11 protein-coding genes are annotated in these 16,904 nt (G+C 48.5%); 2 read left to right on the forward strand and 9 right to left on the reverse strand.

The features are described 5' to 3' along the window. The first annotated feature begins 180 nt into the window (after positions 1–180). Positions 181–1,560, forward strand: coding sequence for a UbiD family decarboxylase (locus DXA13_RS10355; RefSeq protein ID WP_118244130.1), 1,380 nt, complete (start codon positions 181–183; stop codon positions 1,558–1,560). Between the two features lie 19 nt (positions 1,561–1,579). On the opposite strand, the gene DXA13_RS10360 is transcribed toward DXA13_RS10355, so the two are convergent. The 3 genes from DXA13_RS10360 to DXA13_RS10370 form a co-directional block, all read right to left on the reverse strand. Next, entirely contained in the window at positions 1,580–2,170 is a 591-nt protein-coding gene (locus DXA13_RS10360; protein ID WP_118244133.1) for a UbiX family flavin prenyltransferase, read from the reverse strand. 216 nt (positions 2,171–2,386) lie between these two features. After that, positions 2,387–3,187, reverse strand: coding sequence for a GTP pyrophosphokinase (locus tag DXA13_RS10365; protein WP_118244135.1), 801 nt, complete (start codon positions 3,185–3,187; stop codon positions 2,387–2,389). Next, positions 3,188–5,770 (reverse strand): EAL domain-containing protein, encoded by a 2,583-nt coding sequence (locus DXA13_RS10370; RefSeq protein ID WP_118244137.1) that lies wholly within the window; start codon positions 5,768–5,770, stop codon positions 3,188–3,190. It abuts the gene before it with no gap. Between the two features lie 267 nt (positions 5,771–6,037). Here DXA13_RS10370 and DXA13_RS10380 point away from each other — a divergent pair, with 267 nt between their 5' ends. Then, positions 6,038–6,394, forward strand: coding sequence for a helix-turn-helix domain-containing protein (locus DXA13_RS10380; RefSeq protein ID WP_118244141.1), 357 nt, complete (start codon positions 6,038–6,040; stop codon positions 6,392–6,394). A 59-nt stretch (positions 6,395–6,453) separates the two neighbouring features. Here the strand turns inward: DXA13_RS10380 and hcp are convergent, their stop codons facing one another. The 6 genes from hcp to DXA13_RS10410 form a co-directional block, all read right to left on the reverse strand. Further along, a complete protein-coding gene (gene hcp, locus DXA13_RS10385) occupies positions 6,454–8,046 on the reverse strand; it encodes a hydroxylamine reductase (protein ID WP_181995607.1) in 1,593 nt (530 codons plus the stop codon). Between the two features lie 185 nt (positions 8,047–8,231). Continuing rightward, positions 8,232–9,236, reverse strand: a complete 1,005-nt coding sequence (locus tag DXA13_RS10390) for an aromatic acid exporter family protein (protein ID WP_118244143.1) — start codon at positions 9,234–9,236, stop codon at positions 8,232–8,234. A 154-nt stretch (positions 9,237–9,390) separates the two neighbouring features. After that, positions 9,391–10,401, reverse strand: a complete 1,011-nt coding sequence (gene add / locus DXA13_RS10395) for an adenosine deaminase (RefSeq protein ID WP_118244146.1) — start codon at positions 10,399–10,401, stop codon at positions 9,391–9,393. 48 nt (positions 10,402–10,449) lie between these two features. Continuing rightward, complete coding sequence (locus tag DXA13_RS10400; protein ID WP_118244148.1) at positions 10,450–11,361, reverse strand: PHP domain-containing protein; 912 nt, start codon at positions 11,359–11,361, stop codon at positions 10,450–10,452. A gap of 18 nt (positions 11,362–11,379) precedes the next feature. Next, positions 11,380–12,396, reverse strand: a complete 1,017-nt coding sequence (locus tag DXA13_RS10405; RefSeq protein ID WP_118244150.1) for a diguanylate cyclase — start codon at positions 12,394–12,396, stop codon at positions 11,380–11,382. Between the two features lie 80 nt (positions 12,397–12,476). Beyond that, a complete protein-coding gene (locus DXA13_RS10410; protein WP_118244153.1) occupies positions 12,477–16,652 on the reverse strand; it encodes a DEAD/DEAH box helicase in 4,176 nt (1,391 codons plus the stop codon). Positions 16,653–16,904 lie beyond the last annotated feature (252 nt).

The following is a 16,904-nucleotide window of genomic DNA, read 5'->3' on the forward strand; positions in this document are numbered from 1 at the left end:
TATCCCTCCCGCCGGTTTTGTCATGTTTTGTCAAGATGGACTGTCAGGCTTTTGTCCGATTAACCAAAAGCGTCCCGGCTATCTTTGTGTGCAAATACATATTCATATCGATTATAATGAAATCATCACCGGGCAGTGTCTGCTGTCCCGATATAAACCACCAAGAGGAGGCGCTGCAATATGTATTCCCAAAAAGTAGATTTACAAAACTGTATTTCGCTGCTTGAGCAGCATCAACAGGTAATTCGCGTAAAAAGTGAAGTGAACCCAGTCCATGAACTCAGCGGAATTGCCAAAAAACTGGAAGGCGGACCCGTAATTGTGTTTGAACATGTGAAAGGCAGCTGTTTCCCTGTTGTGACAGGACTGTACGGCAACCGTGACAATCTGGCTCTGATCTTTGGCTGCACGGCAGCCGATCTGCCCTTTTACTTGGACCGTGCAGTCCAGGAATGGCTCAGGAATCCGGTAGAACCCGTCATAGTCGACCATGCGCCTTCCCAGGAAGTCATACAAGAAAAACCCAATCTGTATGAAATTCCCACCCCGACTATTTCACTGGAAGACGGCGGCCCTTATTATGCCAGCAGTTTGGTAATTGCGAAAGATCCCGATACCGGCGTGCGCAATGCCTCCGTCCATCGCATTATGGTAACCGGAAAAGACCGTCTCACCATGCTGTTAGGCACTGGAGGACATTTGAAAGATTATTTTGAGCGGGCGGAAAAACAGGGCAAGTCTGTGGAAATTACAATCAATAACGGCGTGGACCCCCTTGCTTTTTTCGCTTCTATTATTCCAAGCACCTCCGTTCCCATCGACAGAGATGAACTGGGGATCGTCTCTTCCCTGCTGGGACATCCCATGGAACTTTGCAGAAGCAAAACGGTCTCTGTTGAAGGAATTGCCAATGCCCAGGTCATAATTGAAGGTGAAATACTGCCGGGTGTCCGGGAACCGGAAGGTCCTTTCGGGGAAGTGACCGGGTATTACGGAACCCGTGCGGACCGCTGGGCTGTCCGGGTGAAAGCAATCACCCGCCGCCGGGAGCCGATCATCTCCGCTCTTCTGCCCAGTAAAGAGTCTTATGTAGCCTTAGGTGTTCCAATGGAAGCAGGTCTTTACCGCATGGTTTCCAATGCAGTAACAGGAGTTAAGGCGGTCCGCATGCACGACGGAGGGTGCGGTACCTATCATGCTGTCATTCAGATGGAACCGGCACGGGCCGGGATGGGGAAAGTCGCCATATGCGCTGCCTTTGCTGCATCACCTTCCATTCAGATGGTAACTGTGGTTAATGAAGATGTGGATTTATCCAGCGCAGAGGATCTCATGTGGGCCATGTCCACCCGTTTTTCCCCTGACGAAGACACGGTCCTGATTCCCAATATGAGTTCTCAGACAATTAATCCCATAAGCGCCAATGGATGCAGCGCCAAAATTGGATTTGACTGCACGGTTCCCGTACCCAGGACCGACCGATTCAAGCGGGCCGCCTATCAGGAAGTAGACCTGTCTCAATACGACATCGTATATCCCGGATATAAAATGGGACGGTAAAAGAGGAACCGGGCCAATCTCAGATATGTTCCTGTTCCAGTCTGGATGACCACTGTCTCTTTTCCTGAACTGCTATGTCCAAAAATCCAAGAGCATGGGCACAGGTCTGGAGCACCAGCTCTTCGATCCCCTCAGGCCTTGTGTAAAATGCCGGCATAGGGGGCAGGATAATGGCGCCTGCTCTGGCAAGGCGCAGCATATTTTCCAGATGGATCGCTGAAAGAGGAGTCTCCCGCGCCATAAGGACTAGCGGTCTGCGTTCTTTCAGGCAGACATCCGCCGCCCGAAGGAGCAGGTTATCCGTATATCCTCCGGCGATCCCGGCCACCGTCTTCATGCTGCAGGGAGCAATCACCATACCCCTGCATGGAAAAGAGCCGCTTGCTACAGGAGCTGCCATGTTGTCATTGGCGTAACAGAAGTCCGCCAGCCGGCAAACCTGTTCCGGCGTATCATCCGTTTCCTCCAGAATGGTACGCCCGGCCCACTCTGACATCACAAGATGCACCCGTATATCAGGTTCCTTCTTCAGTAATTTCAGCAGCTGGATTCCGTAAAGGCTTCCGGTTGCGCCGCTCATCCCAATAATAATATCTTTTGTTCGATCCATATGTCCCCTCTTATCCCAATTATTTCCCTTTTATATACTCTATCTATTGTAACAAGCTTTCTTTTAAACTGCAAATGGTAATGAATCCCTGTCTGACGACCGCTTCACAGCGATATGCTTCCCGGTAAACAACAACGGGAGCGCCGCAAAATGAATCGGGACAGTCCGATCCTGTTTCCGTCCATTTTCCCGGAAACAGGATCAGATATCAGAAATTCACTTTACAGCATCCCCCGTATGTTCTTCCCGCTCCTCTTTTTTTTGCTTCATTCTGCGGAAATAAGAACTCATCTCATCCGCCATTCCCGACAGCCTGTTCAAGAGCGTCGAGAAGTCCTTAAGCATTTCATCATCTTTAAAATAGGGGTATACGATATCATGGTCGATCTCGCTCCACCCTTCTTCAAAAAGCGTTCTTCCCTGTATTTCCACATAATAGCCTTTATATTTAATGATATAGTGCAGGGACCTGTATATCCCGTCGGAACGGATTTCAATCAGATCATCATCATAAATCCTGGTGTCTCCCGTTCTCCTGTATACTTTCGGCCGCTCTGCAATATAAAAATGGCCTTCATTTTCGTCAAAGTCTTTAATTCTGTTATGCACATAGATATCGGGATTATTTTCAAAAACAGTTGTAATATACTTGTGAAAATGAATCCAGTCTTCCCGATAGAGAAAAAACACACGGATTCCGATCAGATCCGTAATATACTTATGGTAATTGGAACAGTCGATATTTTTAAACTTTTCGTACTGTTCATCCCTTTTTCGAATGATCTTCTCCAGCAGATGGCCCGGCTCCTTTACGCGGTAGCGGTATGAGTGAATTCCTGCCTTTTCGATATCATAAAGGTAGTCATCCACAAAGTCCTTGCCGATTTCCCTCAGCCTTCCTTCGATTGTCTGGTAGTTTTCGTAAATCGCTTCCAGCTCTTCCCAGCTGATTCTGGCGCCCTCAAAATCCTGTTCTTCCATATTATAATTCTTTAAAAACTCATTCTTATCTATCATTTATGACTCTCCGCTCATTTTCTCGTCCCTGAAAAAGCTCTTTTCAAAGATATCCGCCGCCACCGGACGTCCAAAGTAATATCCCTGAAAAAGCTCAATCCCGCTGTCTCTGACTGCATTATATTCTTCTATTGTCTCTACGCCTTCCAGGCATACGATCTTGCCTACTTCATGACAAAGCTCTGTAATATAAGAAATAAATGTAGCATTAAATACGTCTGTCGCAATATTTCTGACAAATCCCTGGTCGATCTTTACGATATCCACAGGAATTTTCTTCAACGAAAACAAGGAAGAATACCCTGTTCCGAAATCATCCATGGCGATCTGAATTCCCATTTCCTGCATTGCGCTGACCATCCGCCTGATGGCCACATCTTCCTGAACCAGATAAGTTTCTGTCAGTTCCATTGTAATATGGGACGGATCAAGGCCGGATTCATCGATCGTCGTCCGAATAAAATCCAGAACGTCGGTATCTAAAAGCTGTCGGTAGGACACATTGATACTGATATGAAAATCACTCTTCTTTTCACACCATTTGCTGCACTGGAATACAGACTGTGCGAATATCCATTTTCCAAGCTGTACGATCATTCCGCTCTGCTCCAGTAACGGAATAAATTCTCCCGGCGAAACATCCCCGTATTTCCCGCAGTGCCATCTGGCAAGAGCCTCTGCTCCGTAAACCTCTCCTGTAGCTGCATCGATCTGAGGCTGATAATAGATGGAAAATCCAATAAAGCCACGTTCAATGCTCTCTCTCAAAAGTTCATTCAATTCCAGTTTACGTTCTTTTCTCCGAAGAATATCCGTGGAAAATACTGTCATTCTGTTCTTCCCCATTAATTTTGAATATTCCAGAGAGTAGTTAGCGTATTTCAGCAGATCCAGATAGTTGTCTGCGTTTTCCGGGTAGAACACACAGCCGGCAGAGAGAGTACAGTAATATTTTCTTCCATTGTGCTTCTGCTGATTATGAAAGCTCCTCTGAACTCTTCCGAAAATACTGCTTAAGTCCTCCATCACTCCGCCCAGGACCACGATTCCAAACTCATCTCCGTCCAGACGGAAAAGCCTGGCGTTTGGAGGAAGGAGCGCCTCGATCTTGTTGGCAGTCAGGCGCAGAATCTCATCGCCGAAGGAACGGTTATACAGGTCATTAATATCCTTAAAGGAATCGATATTCAGGATTATAATCCCCAGCGTTTCCTGTTCGCCGTCGGCAATCTGTTGTTTAATCAGGCCTTCAAATTCGTATTTATTATAAAGCCCTGTCATATGGTCAACCTTGTTATTTTTTCCCTGATTTGTAATCATACCGGCAAACAGCCACGGTACGCCCTTTTCATCCCGCATCATTCTTCCGCGGCAGCGCAGCCATATCCATTCGCCCTTTACATTTTTAGCACGGTATTCAATATCGTGACTGTCCGCATGACCGTCGGCAATTTCCTGATTGCTCTCTAAAAATCCCTGTTCATCGTGAGGATGGATCAGCTTTCCCCAGAAAGCAGCTGCGTTCTCTACGATTTCTCCAGGCAGGCCGAATTCCGCCACCATCGCAGGAGGATACCGGAAGACTCCCGTCTTCATATTGCCCACAAAGATATAATCGTCCGTGCTGTCCGTCAGCGCTTCATAAAGATGCTCTCTGTCATAATCAAACGGCTCTTCATACTTCTGAGGAGCTCCTGCATTCGCCAGCCTTTCTCTTGCGCACCTGATATGATATTCCCTCTTCTGTATATACATTCTCTCATCTGCTTTGGAAATAATCTCAGGAACGGTGTAATGATCTTCCGGATAAACTTCCGCCAGACCGCAGCTGAAAGAGACTTCATAGAAAATGGACATATCTTCTCTGCCTTCTTTCAGCTGTCTTCCGATCCACTGTATATTCTTGTCAGCTTCTTCCTTATCCTTACCCATAAAGATAATGACGAATTCATCCCCGCTTAAACGGAATGCGAAATCTGGTTCTTCCACATTTCGTCTGATCACGGATGACAAATAGCGAAGAAGATGATCCCCCTCGCTGTGTCCGTACATGTCGTTGACCCGCTTCAGCCCGTTAACATCGCAGAGGGCCGCCGTAAAAATAATTTTTTCGCTTCTGGCCTGATCCAGAGCTGCCGTCATTCGTTCTCTGCCCGCCCGTCTGTTTAACATCTTCGTCAGTTCATCAATTCTGGCCGTCTCTGAAAGACGGGAAAACTCAGTAATATCTGTCTCATACTGTATAAAATACTGTTTTCCATTCTGCTCCAGTATCCGTCCGTAGTTCTTATAAATCTTCCCCGTTATCAAATTGGTTTCATCCCAGGTACAGCTGTTTTCCGATCTTCCTGCCAGAAGTCCGTCGATATTGCAAAGACTGCAGCGCTGTTTCCCATCGCGGACAAGTATTTTCCAGCATTTTTCCCCTTCTGGATGCTTCAATTTAAAATCCTTTTTCATCGTTTCATTCATATAAACGATCTGATCCGTCTCTATATCCGTAATGTAAATATTGACGTTTATCTGATCCAGGATATCATTCAGAAAAACTTCGTCAAATGATCCTTTCCTATCCAACGGCATATCAGTCTTCTCCTTTACTGCCAAGACATACGTTTCCTATCACATTATAAGCTTTTACGGCGCGGTGTACAAGCAGTTTATTCCGCCAAACCCAGGCAGCTGCGCACGGTATCGGCGGTAATGCGTTGTTCTTTTAATGTATCCTTCATTCCTGTGAATATCAAGAAATTTCCGCAGCTTATTGTATTTTCTTTATATAAGGTATAAAATTGATCTAAATATATCAATTCATCTGTACATCCAAATATATACCAAGGAGGTTCTGCCATGGAACACATAAAGAAAATTCCTGACTGTCCTGTTGAAATGACCATACAGCTGATCGGAGATAAATGGAAGGTCCTGATTATCCGCGACCTGCTTACCGGAACAAAGCGGTTCAATGAACTGATGCGTTCTGTAAACGGCATCACGCAAAAAGTCCTGACCAGCCACCTGCGTGCCATGGAGGCTGACGGACTTTTAACGCGCACCGTTTATCCGGAAGTTCCGCCCAGAGTCGAATATACGCTGACAGAGACCGGATGCAGCTTAAAGCCGATCCTGGATTCCATGTACTTATGGGGAACAAAATATAAACTGGACAGCGCCAGGAAACAGTCTGAGCACGAGGAGGTAAGCTAACAGCTGTCCTGGCTGCACTTCCCATCCTTTCATCCCGGCGGTACAGTGTTATGCCGTTTTCACCCCAAAATGCTCTTCAAATCCTCTTTTGGCATCGTAACAGGCGCAATATTGTAATTCGCAGCCAGGAGATTCAGTACATTCGTGGAAAGGAATGCCGGCAGAGTCGGACCCAGGCGGATATTCTTGATTCCCAGATGCAATAGAGTAAGCAAAATGCAGACCGCCTTCTGTTCATACCATGACAAAATCATAGACAGGGGAAGGTCATTGACGCCGCAGCCAAATGCAGAAGCCAGAGCAGAAGCCACTTTAATTGCGCTGTAAGCATCGTTGCACTGTCCCATATCCATAATACGGGGAAGCCCTGCAACTGTTCCAAGGTCCAGGTCATTAAAACGGTATTTACCGCACGCCAGCGTCAGTACCACCGTATCCTCCGGTGTCTGTTTTACAAATTCCGTATAGTAATTTCTACCAGGGCGGGCCCCGTCGCAGCCTCCGACCAGGAAAAAGTGACGTATCTGCCCTGACTTCACAGTTTCTATCACCTGGTCTGCCACACTTAGCACCGTTTCATGTCCAAAACCGGTCAGCACAGTATTTCCTCCGTTAATTCCCGTAAATACCGTATCTTCAGCGTAGCCTCCCAGTTCCAGAGCTTTTTCTATCACAGGAGTAAAGTCCCTACCCTCGCCCACATGGACCATTTCCGGATATGAAACCATCTCTGTAGTGAATACGCGGTCGGCATAGCTTTCCTTTACCGGCATGATGCAGTTAGTTGTAAACAGCACGGGCGCAGGAAGTCCTGCAAATTCCTTCTGCTGGTTCTGCCAGGCCGTTCCTAAATTCCCCTTGAGGTGAGAATACTTCTTAAGCTCAGGATATGCATGGGCCGGAAGCATTTCACCATGAGTATAGATATTAACACCTTTACCTTCCGTCTGTTCCAACAGCAATTTCAGATCATACAGATCATGGCCGGTAATGACGATAAACGGCCCCTTCTCCACAGTCAGGGATACCGACGTGGGCTGCGGCGATCCAAACGAAAGCCTGTTGGCTCTGTCCAGAAGTTCCATACAATCCAGATTTACTTCACCCGTTTCCATTACAACGGGGAGCAGTTCCTCCACGGTCCATTCTTCTGCCAGGACAAACAGCGCCTTATAGAAGAAATCATTTACCCTCTCGTTTGTATATCCCAAAAGCATGGCATGGTAAGCATAAGCCGCCATCCCGCGTATCCCGAACAGAATCAGTGATTTCAGAGAACGGATATCCTCATCTGCGTTCCACAGGCGCGTCATATCATAGTCATCCGTATTTCCGCAGCGGGAAGCACAACACGCACAGCCTGGAGCAATCCTGGCCTTTTCTTCCCGAATCCGTCTGATCATCTTCGTTATCGTCTCGTCATTAAAATTGACATTTGTTACTGTTGTAAAAAGTCCTTCCAAAATGAGGCGGTCCGTATCCTTCGTCTTAGGATTGCTGCTGCATGCATGGGCCAGACCGATCATAGCTCCGGTCAGTTCATCCTGAAGGTTGGCTGTATTGGCAGTCTTTCCGCACACCCCAGCACTCTGTGTACAGCCTGAACAGCCTGCCGTCTGTTCACATTGAAAACAAAACATCTGTCGTTCCATGATTCTCTCCCTATTCTTTCCTTTTTCTATTTCTATTCTGCTCACATAGAGGAAAAACCTTTTTCCTCCTGTTGTTCATTTGTGAGTTTATTATAAGAGAATCATTCCGACATGTCTGTTGTTATAACAACGAATTTTCTTTTTAATTTATTCCGACTCCGTTACAGGGAAACTTTGCCCGCACCTCACTGTGATTGTTCAGGCTCCCAGTATGCATGAATTTCTTCCTGGCTCAATTCTTCTGCAAATTCTCTCTTCATGATCAGAAATTGTTCCAGCTCCAACAGAATCTGAAACAGTACGGCCCGCGCTTCAAACTCCTCCCTCCCAGCGGGAAGCGGCTGCAGCTTCATTTCCTCTTTCACATCCTTCACTTCTGCCAGCAGGCCGACCGCATTGTTGGATTCATGAAAGGAACTGCTGACAGAGGAAAACAGACCGGCCAGTTCTTCTGCCTGTTTTGGCAGCCTCCCTGTCCATTCCAGGCCGTCCCGTATTCTGTATAAAACGGAAAGCTGGCTTTTACGGAGTCCCATATATCTCAAATAATACCGGGTATCCGTCAGCAATCTGTTTTCCATATGTTCATATGCTTCTTTTTCTCCTTCTTCGATCATATGCTCGAGCGCTGTGAATCCATCTCCATATTCTGCGTCCTGCTTTTTCCCCTCCAGGATTCCGGCCATACCCGCCAGGAGCAGCTTAAACTGTGCCTCGATCTGACGCTGTTTTTTCCATATCAGCTCAGTTTTTCCGGGAATATAGAGGTTCATCATGCCTCCGATTCCTGCGCCGGCTAGCAGCAGGAAAATCTCATTCCATACATTGTCCGCCGACATGGAGCCTTCTGCCAGAAAATGGGTCATCAGCACTGTGCTCACTGATATTCCTTCCTGAAGCTGCAGAACCATGCTCGCCGGTGTGAATAGAAGAAGAAATGCTCCAATCGCAGCAGGTCTATATCCGGCCAGCCGAAAACAAACAGGTGCAATCATCAGGGCAATGCCGAACGAAACAAGACGCCTCACCATCACGCGGAGCGTCTCCCTCTTCGTATCATGGATGCTCAGCAGGGCGATTACCCCTGCCGATGAACTGTAGTTCAGCCCAATCCATTCGGCCAGGATAATTGCAAGAAAACAGCCCCCTGCCGTCTTTATGGTTTTTAATAAATTCAATCGGCTGATCATCGGATGCTACCTGGCCTTTCTTCCTTTTAATTAAATATGCCGGAACATTTTTGCTTCCTACTTATTTTCCCCTGTTCCTTCTCCTTCCATTCACAGGCTGAATACGCGATTTCACAAATAAAGCTTGGCTGATCTCTCATAAAGGCTGCCGAGTTTATAATTCTTCCGTCTCACTTCGTCCGTTCCATATGAGATTTTTCAGATATTCCTTCGTCTTCCTGTCCGTAAATGCAGCCTCGGCCGCATTCAGGAGAAGGCGTTCCTTCTGTGCCTCTGAAATTCCCAGCTGATCTGTTACATATTGGAATTCGTCCGCCATAGTCGTTCCTGAAATTGCCATATCATCCGTATTCACAGTTGCCTTAATCCCCATATCCAGATACGTTTTCAACGGGTACAGCCGCATATCCTCTACCGCTTTCGTCTGCCGATTGCTCGTCGGACACATTTCCAATGGAATTCCTCTGTCCCGAACCAGTTCCATCAGTTTCTTATCCTGATAAATCCTGACCCCATGCCCGATCCGGCTGGCTCCCATTTCTACTGCACATGCAGCGCTTTCCGGTCCATCCGCCTCACCGGCATGGATTGTAAACGGAATCCCGTATGATTTTGCCAGTTTGAAGATATCCATGTAATCTCTCGTTGGAAAAACCGCTTCTGCCCCGGCCAGGTCAAGAGCTGCGACTCCGCTGCTCTCTCTGAGGAACTCCCTGGCAAGTTCCACCGTTTCCAGATTGGCTTTTCGGTTTCCCGCTCCCCGCATACAGCATAGAATCAGGCTGCACGGGATATCCGACTGCTCCAGCCCCTCCAGGGCGGCTTCAATCACTTGCCTCTGCGTCAGGCCCTTTTCCGTGTGCAGCTGCGGAGCAAACCGTATTTCTGCATATACAACGCCCTGTCTTTTCACATTTTCCTGCACCATTCTCACCGCTCCCACGATGCCTTCTCTCGTCTGCAGCAGGGAAAGCGGCAGCGCAAAACATTTCAGGAAATCATTGAGGCTTCTGCAGTCTGCCGGAACAGACAGCAGTTTCGCAAGCGCCTTGTCCCCATCCGTCGGAAGCTCCATATGCTGAACAGCGGCCAGCTTTTTTGCAATATCCGCTGTGATCGCTCCGTCCAGGTGTATATGGAGGTCAATATAGACATCTTTCCTCATCGGCTTATCCCCCTTCCATTCGATTCTGCTCTGGTTGTTCAGATCCGGTCAGCCGGTTATGAGTCCGCTTTTTTTCAATCCGTCAAGGATTTCGTTTTCCTCCTCACAGCATCCTGTACTGCCCAGATGAATTGCAGGTTTTGTCTTGCCGTGGAAGTCGCTTCCACATGTAACGAACAGTCCGCCGCGTCTCGCCTGCCTGTAAAAATGGTCGCACTGGGCAGGCGAATGATAGCTGCTGAATGCCTCGATCCCATCCATTCCCGTCAGAATAACCGGCATAAGAAGTACTTCCCTGTTCTTCAGATTTACTCCGGGATGGGCCAGAACCGCCTTTCCTTTACTTCTGTGTATCATCTCCACCGTTTTTTCTAAACCGGGATATTCCATCTTTACGTAACACGGTTTACCCTGAGAATAAAAGTCCCAGTAGAAATTCACATATGGATTGTCGCTCCTGGAACCGCCCTTCCGGTAATCCTTAAGAATGGGATGGTCTTCATATTCCGGCTTTTTAAGCAGCACCTCTGCAAACATTTCGCCTGTCCAGCGTCCCTTCCAGAAACAGGATTCTTCCAGCTTCTCCATATCGCCTTTTGTGACCTGAAATCCCATTTCCTGCGTAGCACGGAGCATCTGATATGATGCCTCCATGCTCTGGCTGTCGATGTTATGCTCAATCCATTTAAAATCCTCACTTTGGCTGTCGATTCCATATCCCAGCACATGCAGGTTCACTCCCTGGAACACACAGTCAATTTCAATAGCCGGTATGTACGTAATTCCCATCGCTCTGGCGGCTTCTTCTGCTTCCTCATTCGCCCGCACACTATTGTGGTCCGCAATCGCCATCACCTGAATTCCCTGCTCTTTACACATGCGGACAAGGTCTGCCGGGGAATATTCTCCGTCATCGCTGTACAGGCTGTGCATGTGCAGATCGATTCTTTTTTTCTCCATAAATACACCCTCTTTCTTTTACTCCGGAATCCATCTGAGAAACGCTTCTTTTGACTGGCTGTCCCATTTGGCCTGGCCTTTTCCATTAAATTTAGCCTGATAGAGCGCCTGATCGGCACGCTGATAAAGGGACATAAAGCTTTCATGGCCCGGTTCTGAATAGGACATTCCGGCTGAACAGCAAAACGGCGTGCCCAGTTCATCTGATACATGGCTGCATTTTTCCACCAGCATGCAAAACCGGTCTTCTGCCTCTTTCTGAGCAATTCCCGGGCACCATACGGCAAACTCATCTCCGCCCATACGGCCCAGAATCGCTCTGGAATGAAATACCTCCCGCAGCAGCTGGGCGAACTGCTGTATCACATGATCCCCCTGCAGGTGGCCGGCCGTATCGTTAATTTCTTTGAAATTATCCAGATCAAGCATGATAAAAACACCAGACTCTTTTCTCATGGCCTGGCCGATGTGGCGCTCGGAAGCGACCCGGTTCAGCAGTTCGGTCGACGCATCCAGCTCCATGCGCCGCTCCAACACCATATTTTTCTGTACGGCTTCTTCTGCCAGTGCCGACAGAGTCCTGGGATAATATTCTTGATCCGATTGATCGACGTAAGGAATGGAATGATGGATGCTGCAAATCTGAACGCCGTCCGGCGTATCTCTGCATACAGCCGTAAACCGGCTGTTCATCTCCACGTAAACCATCTTTCCAAGTGCAGCCTTTTCCCGAACCCAGATCGTTCCGTAAATACAGCAGACATCTGCAGTAATCGCCTGAACTTCATACCATTCATCCAGAATGTCAAATTCTACTTCCTGAGCTTCTGTCTGATCGGCCTCCATCCCTGCTATAAATGCCTCCCGGTTCTCATACATTTCGTGTCTTCCTGTCCCAATAACCACCAGATTGCCAGGCATGGCAGCTATTTCGGCAGCCAGCTGTCCGGAATTAATATTCAGAATATAAAGATGCCAAATCTGTTTCATTTTTTCTCTGGCTCTGGTGTGGAAATCCGTCTGTTGTATATTCACGCAGTACCTCCCTCTCATTCATTCTCAACTCTCTTGTTTCATCCGTATCCTGTATTCTTCAGTACCAGTCCCGCCTTTCTTTAGCGGTACAGCACATAATCCTGCATCTCTTTTAAAAATCCGGCCGCTTTCAACGCTTCTGCCGCTTCCTTCGGGTACTCCTTCACGATCAGACGCTTTAATTCGGGGAACAGGAGTTTTTGACGGAATCCTACAGAAAACTCTTTAAAAACTGCCTCAAGTCCTTCCGTCTCAAAAACACGCAGGATCTTTCCCTGCCGTTCTAAGACAACCACAGGTACACCCGCCCTGAGTGCGGCAGCCGTCCCGGGAACATTTAAAAAGTTCTCCCCTTCCGTCTGATTCAGAACTTTTCCCCATACCTGCGACGGATCAGACGCATTCAGCCAGATGATTTCATCCCCCGGTACCTTCAGGGCGGCCGTTACCGCCTCATAGTCTTCCCTGCGGACAAACTGAGCGCCGGACATTCCTTCAACAAAATATCCTCTGCGTGCTCTCCCCGTATATTCCCAAATCCTCAGAACTTCCAGGGCCTGTTTAAAACTCCATGCCCCCTCTTCTGCCATATCCTCAAAAGCATATGGAGATGAGATACATGAGGCAGCCGCTCTGCGGAATGTTTCCCTGCAGATCACCGGCTGTTCCTTAAAAAGAAGTTCCAGCCACTCCTCCATCGTTTTCCTCTTCACAGGCCGGACGACATCCCACCTTCCAGCAGACAGCGCCATTACTCTGGCATTCACCCGCTGTCTGGCAGTGGCTTTCTTTACCTTTTCCCTGTTCTGCCACTGTCTGACCGGCACAAAGCTGTCCGCACATACCAGTCCCTTCTCTGCCAGGCTGATAAGCACTTCCTGCGCACTGTGTTCCCTTGGAATATCCGTTAAAAATTTCAGGAAGCAGGCGCCTCTGCGCTGAAGCTCCCTGTAAATCAGCAGTTCGTCTCCTTCCAGCTGTTTTTCCACATCCGGGAGAGGCTCATCCCAGTCAATATCTTCATACCGGCAGAAACAGATGGTGCCATCCGGCGACATTTTCCAGAAATAATCTCCTTCCGCAAGAAGCTTATCCAGCATATTCTCTGAATAATTTTTCACTCTTCGTCCAAGTATGACCGTCTCCCACTGCTTAACCGGAATCATTCTGGCGTGATATTGTTCCATAGTCTGCTTCAGCTGTTCGGTTCCCGGAGCATAAGGTCTGGCTTTTCCTGCCATCAGCGCGGCATAATGGGCCGCAGGCTGTACGGAAGTTTCTCTTCTCATGTTCTGAATGACCGTTCGTCTGGCTCTTTCATACAGCGTACCATGATAGAAAACGCCGTCTTCTTCCACAGCCTCTTTACTGTTGCACAGCTCCTGTAATATCGTTTCCGCCTGCCCTTCCGGCAGAAAATAGCGCTCCCTGATCTGACCTGCCGTCTGTCCTCCCCGGTAACGAAGGAGGCGGCGTACAATTGGAACCGCCGCTTTCATATGTCCATTCATAAATGCAGCTTCATATTCCTCTTTCTGTTCTGCCGCAATCCACAGTCCTGGTTCGATATAAAAGGCACGCGCCTGCTCCGCCAGGCTTAGAAGCCATTCCACAGGCACTTCCAGCTCTCCAGCCGCCAGATCCCCCTCGATCATCAGCAAAGAATGGAGCTGCTGCTCATCATCCGGCAGCTTCTTTCGTTCCTGCTGCCTTGAAAGATCTGCCTCCGACGGGCGAATTCCTTCCAGATACTTTAATTCATCGTAAACAGCCTGCCTGATTCCTGGCGTTGCAGGTGAGTATTCGTACATTTCGGCGGCTTCCGCCTGCCACTGCAACGGCAGAGACATGGGAGACGGGATATCTACCGCAATCTCCCTGACAGCAATCGTGCCCGCATGAATACCGGCCAGAATCTGCAGAACGCCTTCTATATCCCACTGGTCTTCCAGGCACTCCCTTCTCGTTTCCCGAATGAGGGGGTGGTCCCTTTCCTCCATCAGGGAATCCAGCATCTCCGTACTCTTCAACCGCTGCATCCAAAGAGGCTGGCGTCCGTTTCGTTTCATTCCCATCATCAGTGCTCTCGCCGCATTATAGCGGAATGTCATATTAAATAACGGCGTAACCGGAAGCATGGCCTCCAGGATCTCTCTCACCATGTCCGGATGAATTTCATATAAAATATGTTCAGGAATCGTTTCTTCCCCATATGGATAAAGCAGGAATCCATCCTCCTCATCTACACAGCCCGCGTCAAATCCACATTTTGTTCTTACCATATGCTGCATCAGAAGAGCAAGAGGGGCATTGACCCGACGGCCAAACAAAGCGTGCACCATTACCTGATGGCAGCCGGTATGATCCGTAAAATGTTCAACGATAATTGTCTTGTCATTTGGAAGTCCTCCTGCGGCCTCAATCTGCCTCCTTAGAAATCCGGATGAATTTGCCACAGCCGCCTGATCCATTCCCAGGCCAGCCAGCGCCTCCTCCAGCCTGTCCTCTTCTTCCGCTACCTCGAGTCCTCTCAGTATTTTTCCAAAAGCCTGGCTCGTTCTCAGAGTCCTTCCTCTTGTTTCGCCTTTCCAGAAAGGCAGTCTGGCTCCTTCCGGCGGTGTCTGGGAAACGTAAACCGTATCCCTGTCGATTCCCGTAATTCTCCACCCAAAGGATCCCAGCATAAACCTGTCTCCAAGCTGTGATTCATAGACAAATTCTTCATCCAGCTCTCCTAATTTAACTCCGTCTTCCGTTTTCGCCGTGTACAATCCTTTATCCGGAATGGTTCCGCCTGCCGCGACAGCAAGCATACGACTATATGGGTCACCTTTCACAGTGCCGTGAATTCTGTCATACAGAATCCTCGGACGCACCGGTATATCGCGTTTATGTTCATAGTCCCCGGCCAGCATGCATAGGACAGAAATGATATCGTCCTTTGTCACATCCCGGAAGGAGTAGGTCCGTTTCAGAATTTTCATAACATCATCCACCGTGTATCCCTCTCCGTTTGCCATGGAAACGAGATGCTGAGACAGCACATCCAGACACATTCTGGGGGGCTTCGTATGCTCTACACCGCCCCGTTTTGCTGTTATGGCCGTCATACCGCAGTAAACGGTTTCCGGAGCTGTTCTGGGATACATATACATGACACTGACCCTGCCGGGACTGTGTCCGGCACGCCCCAGTCTCTGCATGGTGCTGGATACTGTTCTTGGACATCCGATCTGGAGAACAATATCGATTTCTCCCACATCGATTCCCAGCTCCATGGAAGACGTCGCGCAAAGAAGCCTCAGTTTTCCGTCCCTTAAATCACGTTCTGTCTCCGCCCGCTGTTCTTTTGACAAACTGCCGTGATGCACTCTGGCAAACCCGTCCCCGCCCAGCAGATTGACATAGTAAGCCAGTTTTTCTGCATAACGGCGGCCTTCTGAAAACGCGATCACACTTCTGCAGGACAGACACTGCTGATAAACTTCCCTTCCCAGCTCTTCCCACACAGGGTCCTTCCGCTTTCCTGCCGCAGGATCCGTTCCCACAACTTCGATTTTCACCATTTTTTCCATTGGCGGAGCACAGATGACTGCCGGTTCCGGAGAAAGATATTCCGCCGACCGGTCAAGCGGTTCAATTGTCGCCGAAAGGCCAATGCGCTGGAGCGGCTGACCGCACAGAATATCAAGCCTCGCGGCAGACAGCATCAGATGGGCCCCCCGCTTTGTATCGATCAACGCATGGAGCTCGTCTATAATCAGCGCTCTGGCCGTTTTCAGTATTGACTGACCCGTCCTGGAGGTCAGCATGAGATAAAGGGATTCCGGCGTAATTATCAGGATATGAGGCGGATGCTTGATCATTCTCTGCCTGTCCTTCTGAGGGGTATCTCCCGTTCGGACTGCCACCTGAATCTCCGTTTCAAATCCCCCGGCCTTTTCTTTGATGATCCCATCGAGAGGGCGGCGTAAGTTTTCCCGAATATCGCCTGCCAGGGACTTTAAGGGCGAAACATAAATCAGATAAAGCTCTTCTTTTAAAATTCCTTCTTCTGCCATCGAATTAAGACGGTCGATAAATACCAGAAAGGCGGAAAGCGTTTTCCCCGTTCCGGTCGGGGCGCTGACAAGAACGTGTTTTCCTGCTGCGATCGCCGGCCAGGACTCCTCCTGCACTTTTGTAGGTTTTCCAAACGTCTTTGAAAACCAGCTGGCAGCTGGCTTTGAAAAAAGAGTTAATACATCATCTGGCATAGATACCTCCGTATTGAAAATCGTCTGCCCGTTTCACACGCTGCACAGCGTTTTGCGAGACTCCGTTTTCTGCTTTTTATCATGCGCACATTAAGCAGAATCTTTTCCTGTTTAGCGCGGGTCATACGCCTGTACCCGTCAGTGTATTTCACAGACTTTGTACAAGCTGTATGCTTTCTATTATACAATCATAACACAGAATCTCAGCTCTGTGGACTATTTTATCCTGTCCTGCAAACGAAAAGAGGGCGA

Origin of the sequence: Clostridium sp. AM58-1XD (genome assembly GCF_003464085.1) — a bacterium.
Classification (GTDB): Bacteria; Bacillota; Clostridia; order Lachnospirales; family Lachnospiraceae; genus Lachnoclostridium_A.

Coding starts and splice junctions, on each gene's coding strand:
- DXA13_RS10355 (WP_118244130.1), top strand. CDS start 181: ATGTATTCCCAAAAAGTAGATTTACAAAACTGTATTTCGCTGCTTGAG.
- DXA13_RS10360 (WP_118244133.1), bottom strand. CDS start 2,170: ATGGATCGAACAAAAGATATTATTATTGGGATGAGCGGCGCAACCGGA.
- DXA13_RS10365 (WP_118244135.1), bottom strand. CDS start 3,187: ATGATAGATAAGAATGAGTTTTTAAAGAATTATAATATGGAAGAACAG.
- DXA13_RS10370 (WP_118244137.1), bottom strand. CDS start 5,770: ATGCCGTTGGATAGGAAAGGATCATTTGACGAAGTTTTTCTGAATGAT.
- DXA13_RS10380 (WP_118244141.1), top strand. CDS start 6,038: ATGGAACACATAAAGAAAATTCCTGACTGTCCTGTTGAAATGACCATA.
- hcp (WP_181995607.1), bottom strand. CDS start 8,046: ATGGAACGACAGATGTTTTGTTTTCAATGTGAACAGACGGCAGGCTGT.
- DXA13_RS10390 (WP_118244143.1), bottom strand. CDS start 9,236: ATGATCAGCCGATTGAATTTATTAAAAACCATAAAGACGGCAGGGGGC.
- add (WP_118244146.1), bottom strand. CDS start 10,401: ATGAGGAAAGATGTCTATATTGACCTCCATATACACCTGGACGGAGCG.
- DXA13_RS10400 (WP_118244148.1), bottom strand. CDS start 11,361: ATGGAGAAAAAAAGAATCGATCTGCACATGCACAGCCTGTACAGCGAT.
- DXA13_RS10410 (WP_118244153.1), bottom strand. CDS start 16,652: ATGCCAGATGATGTATTAACTCTTTTTTCAAAGCCAGCTGCCAGCTGG.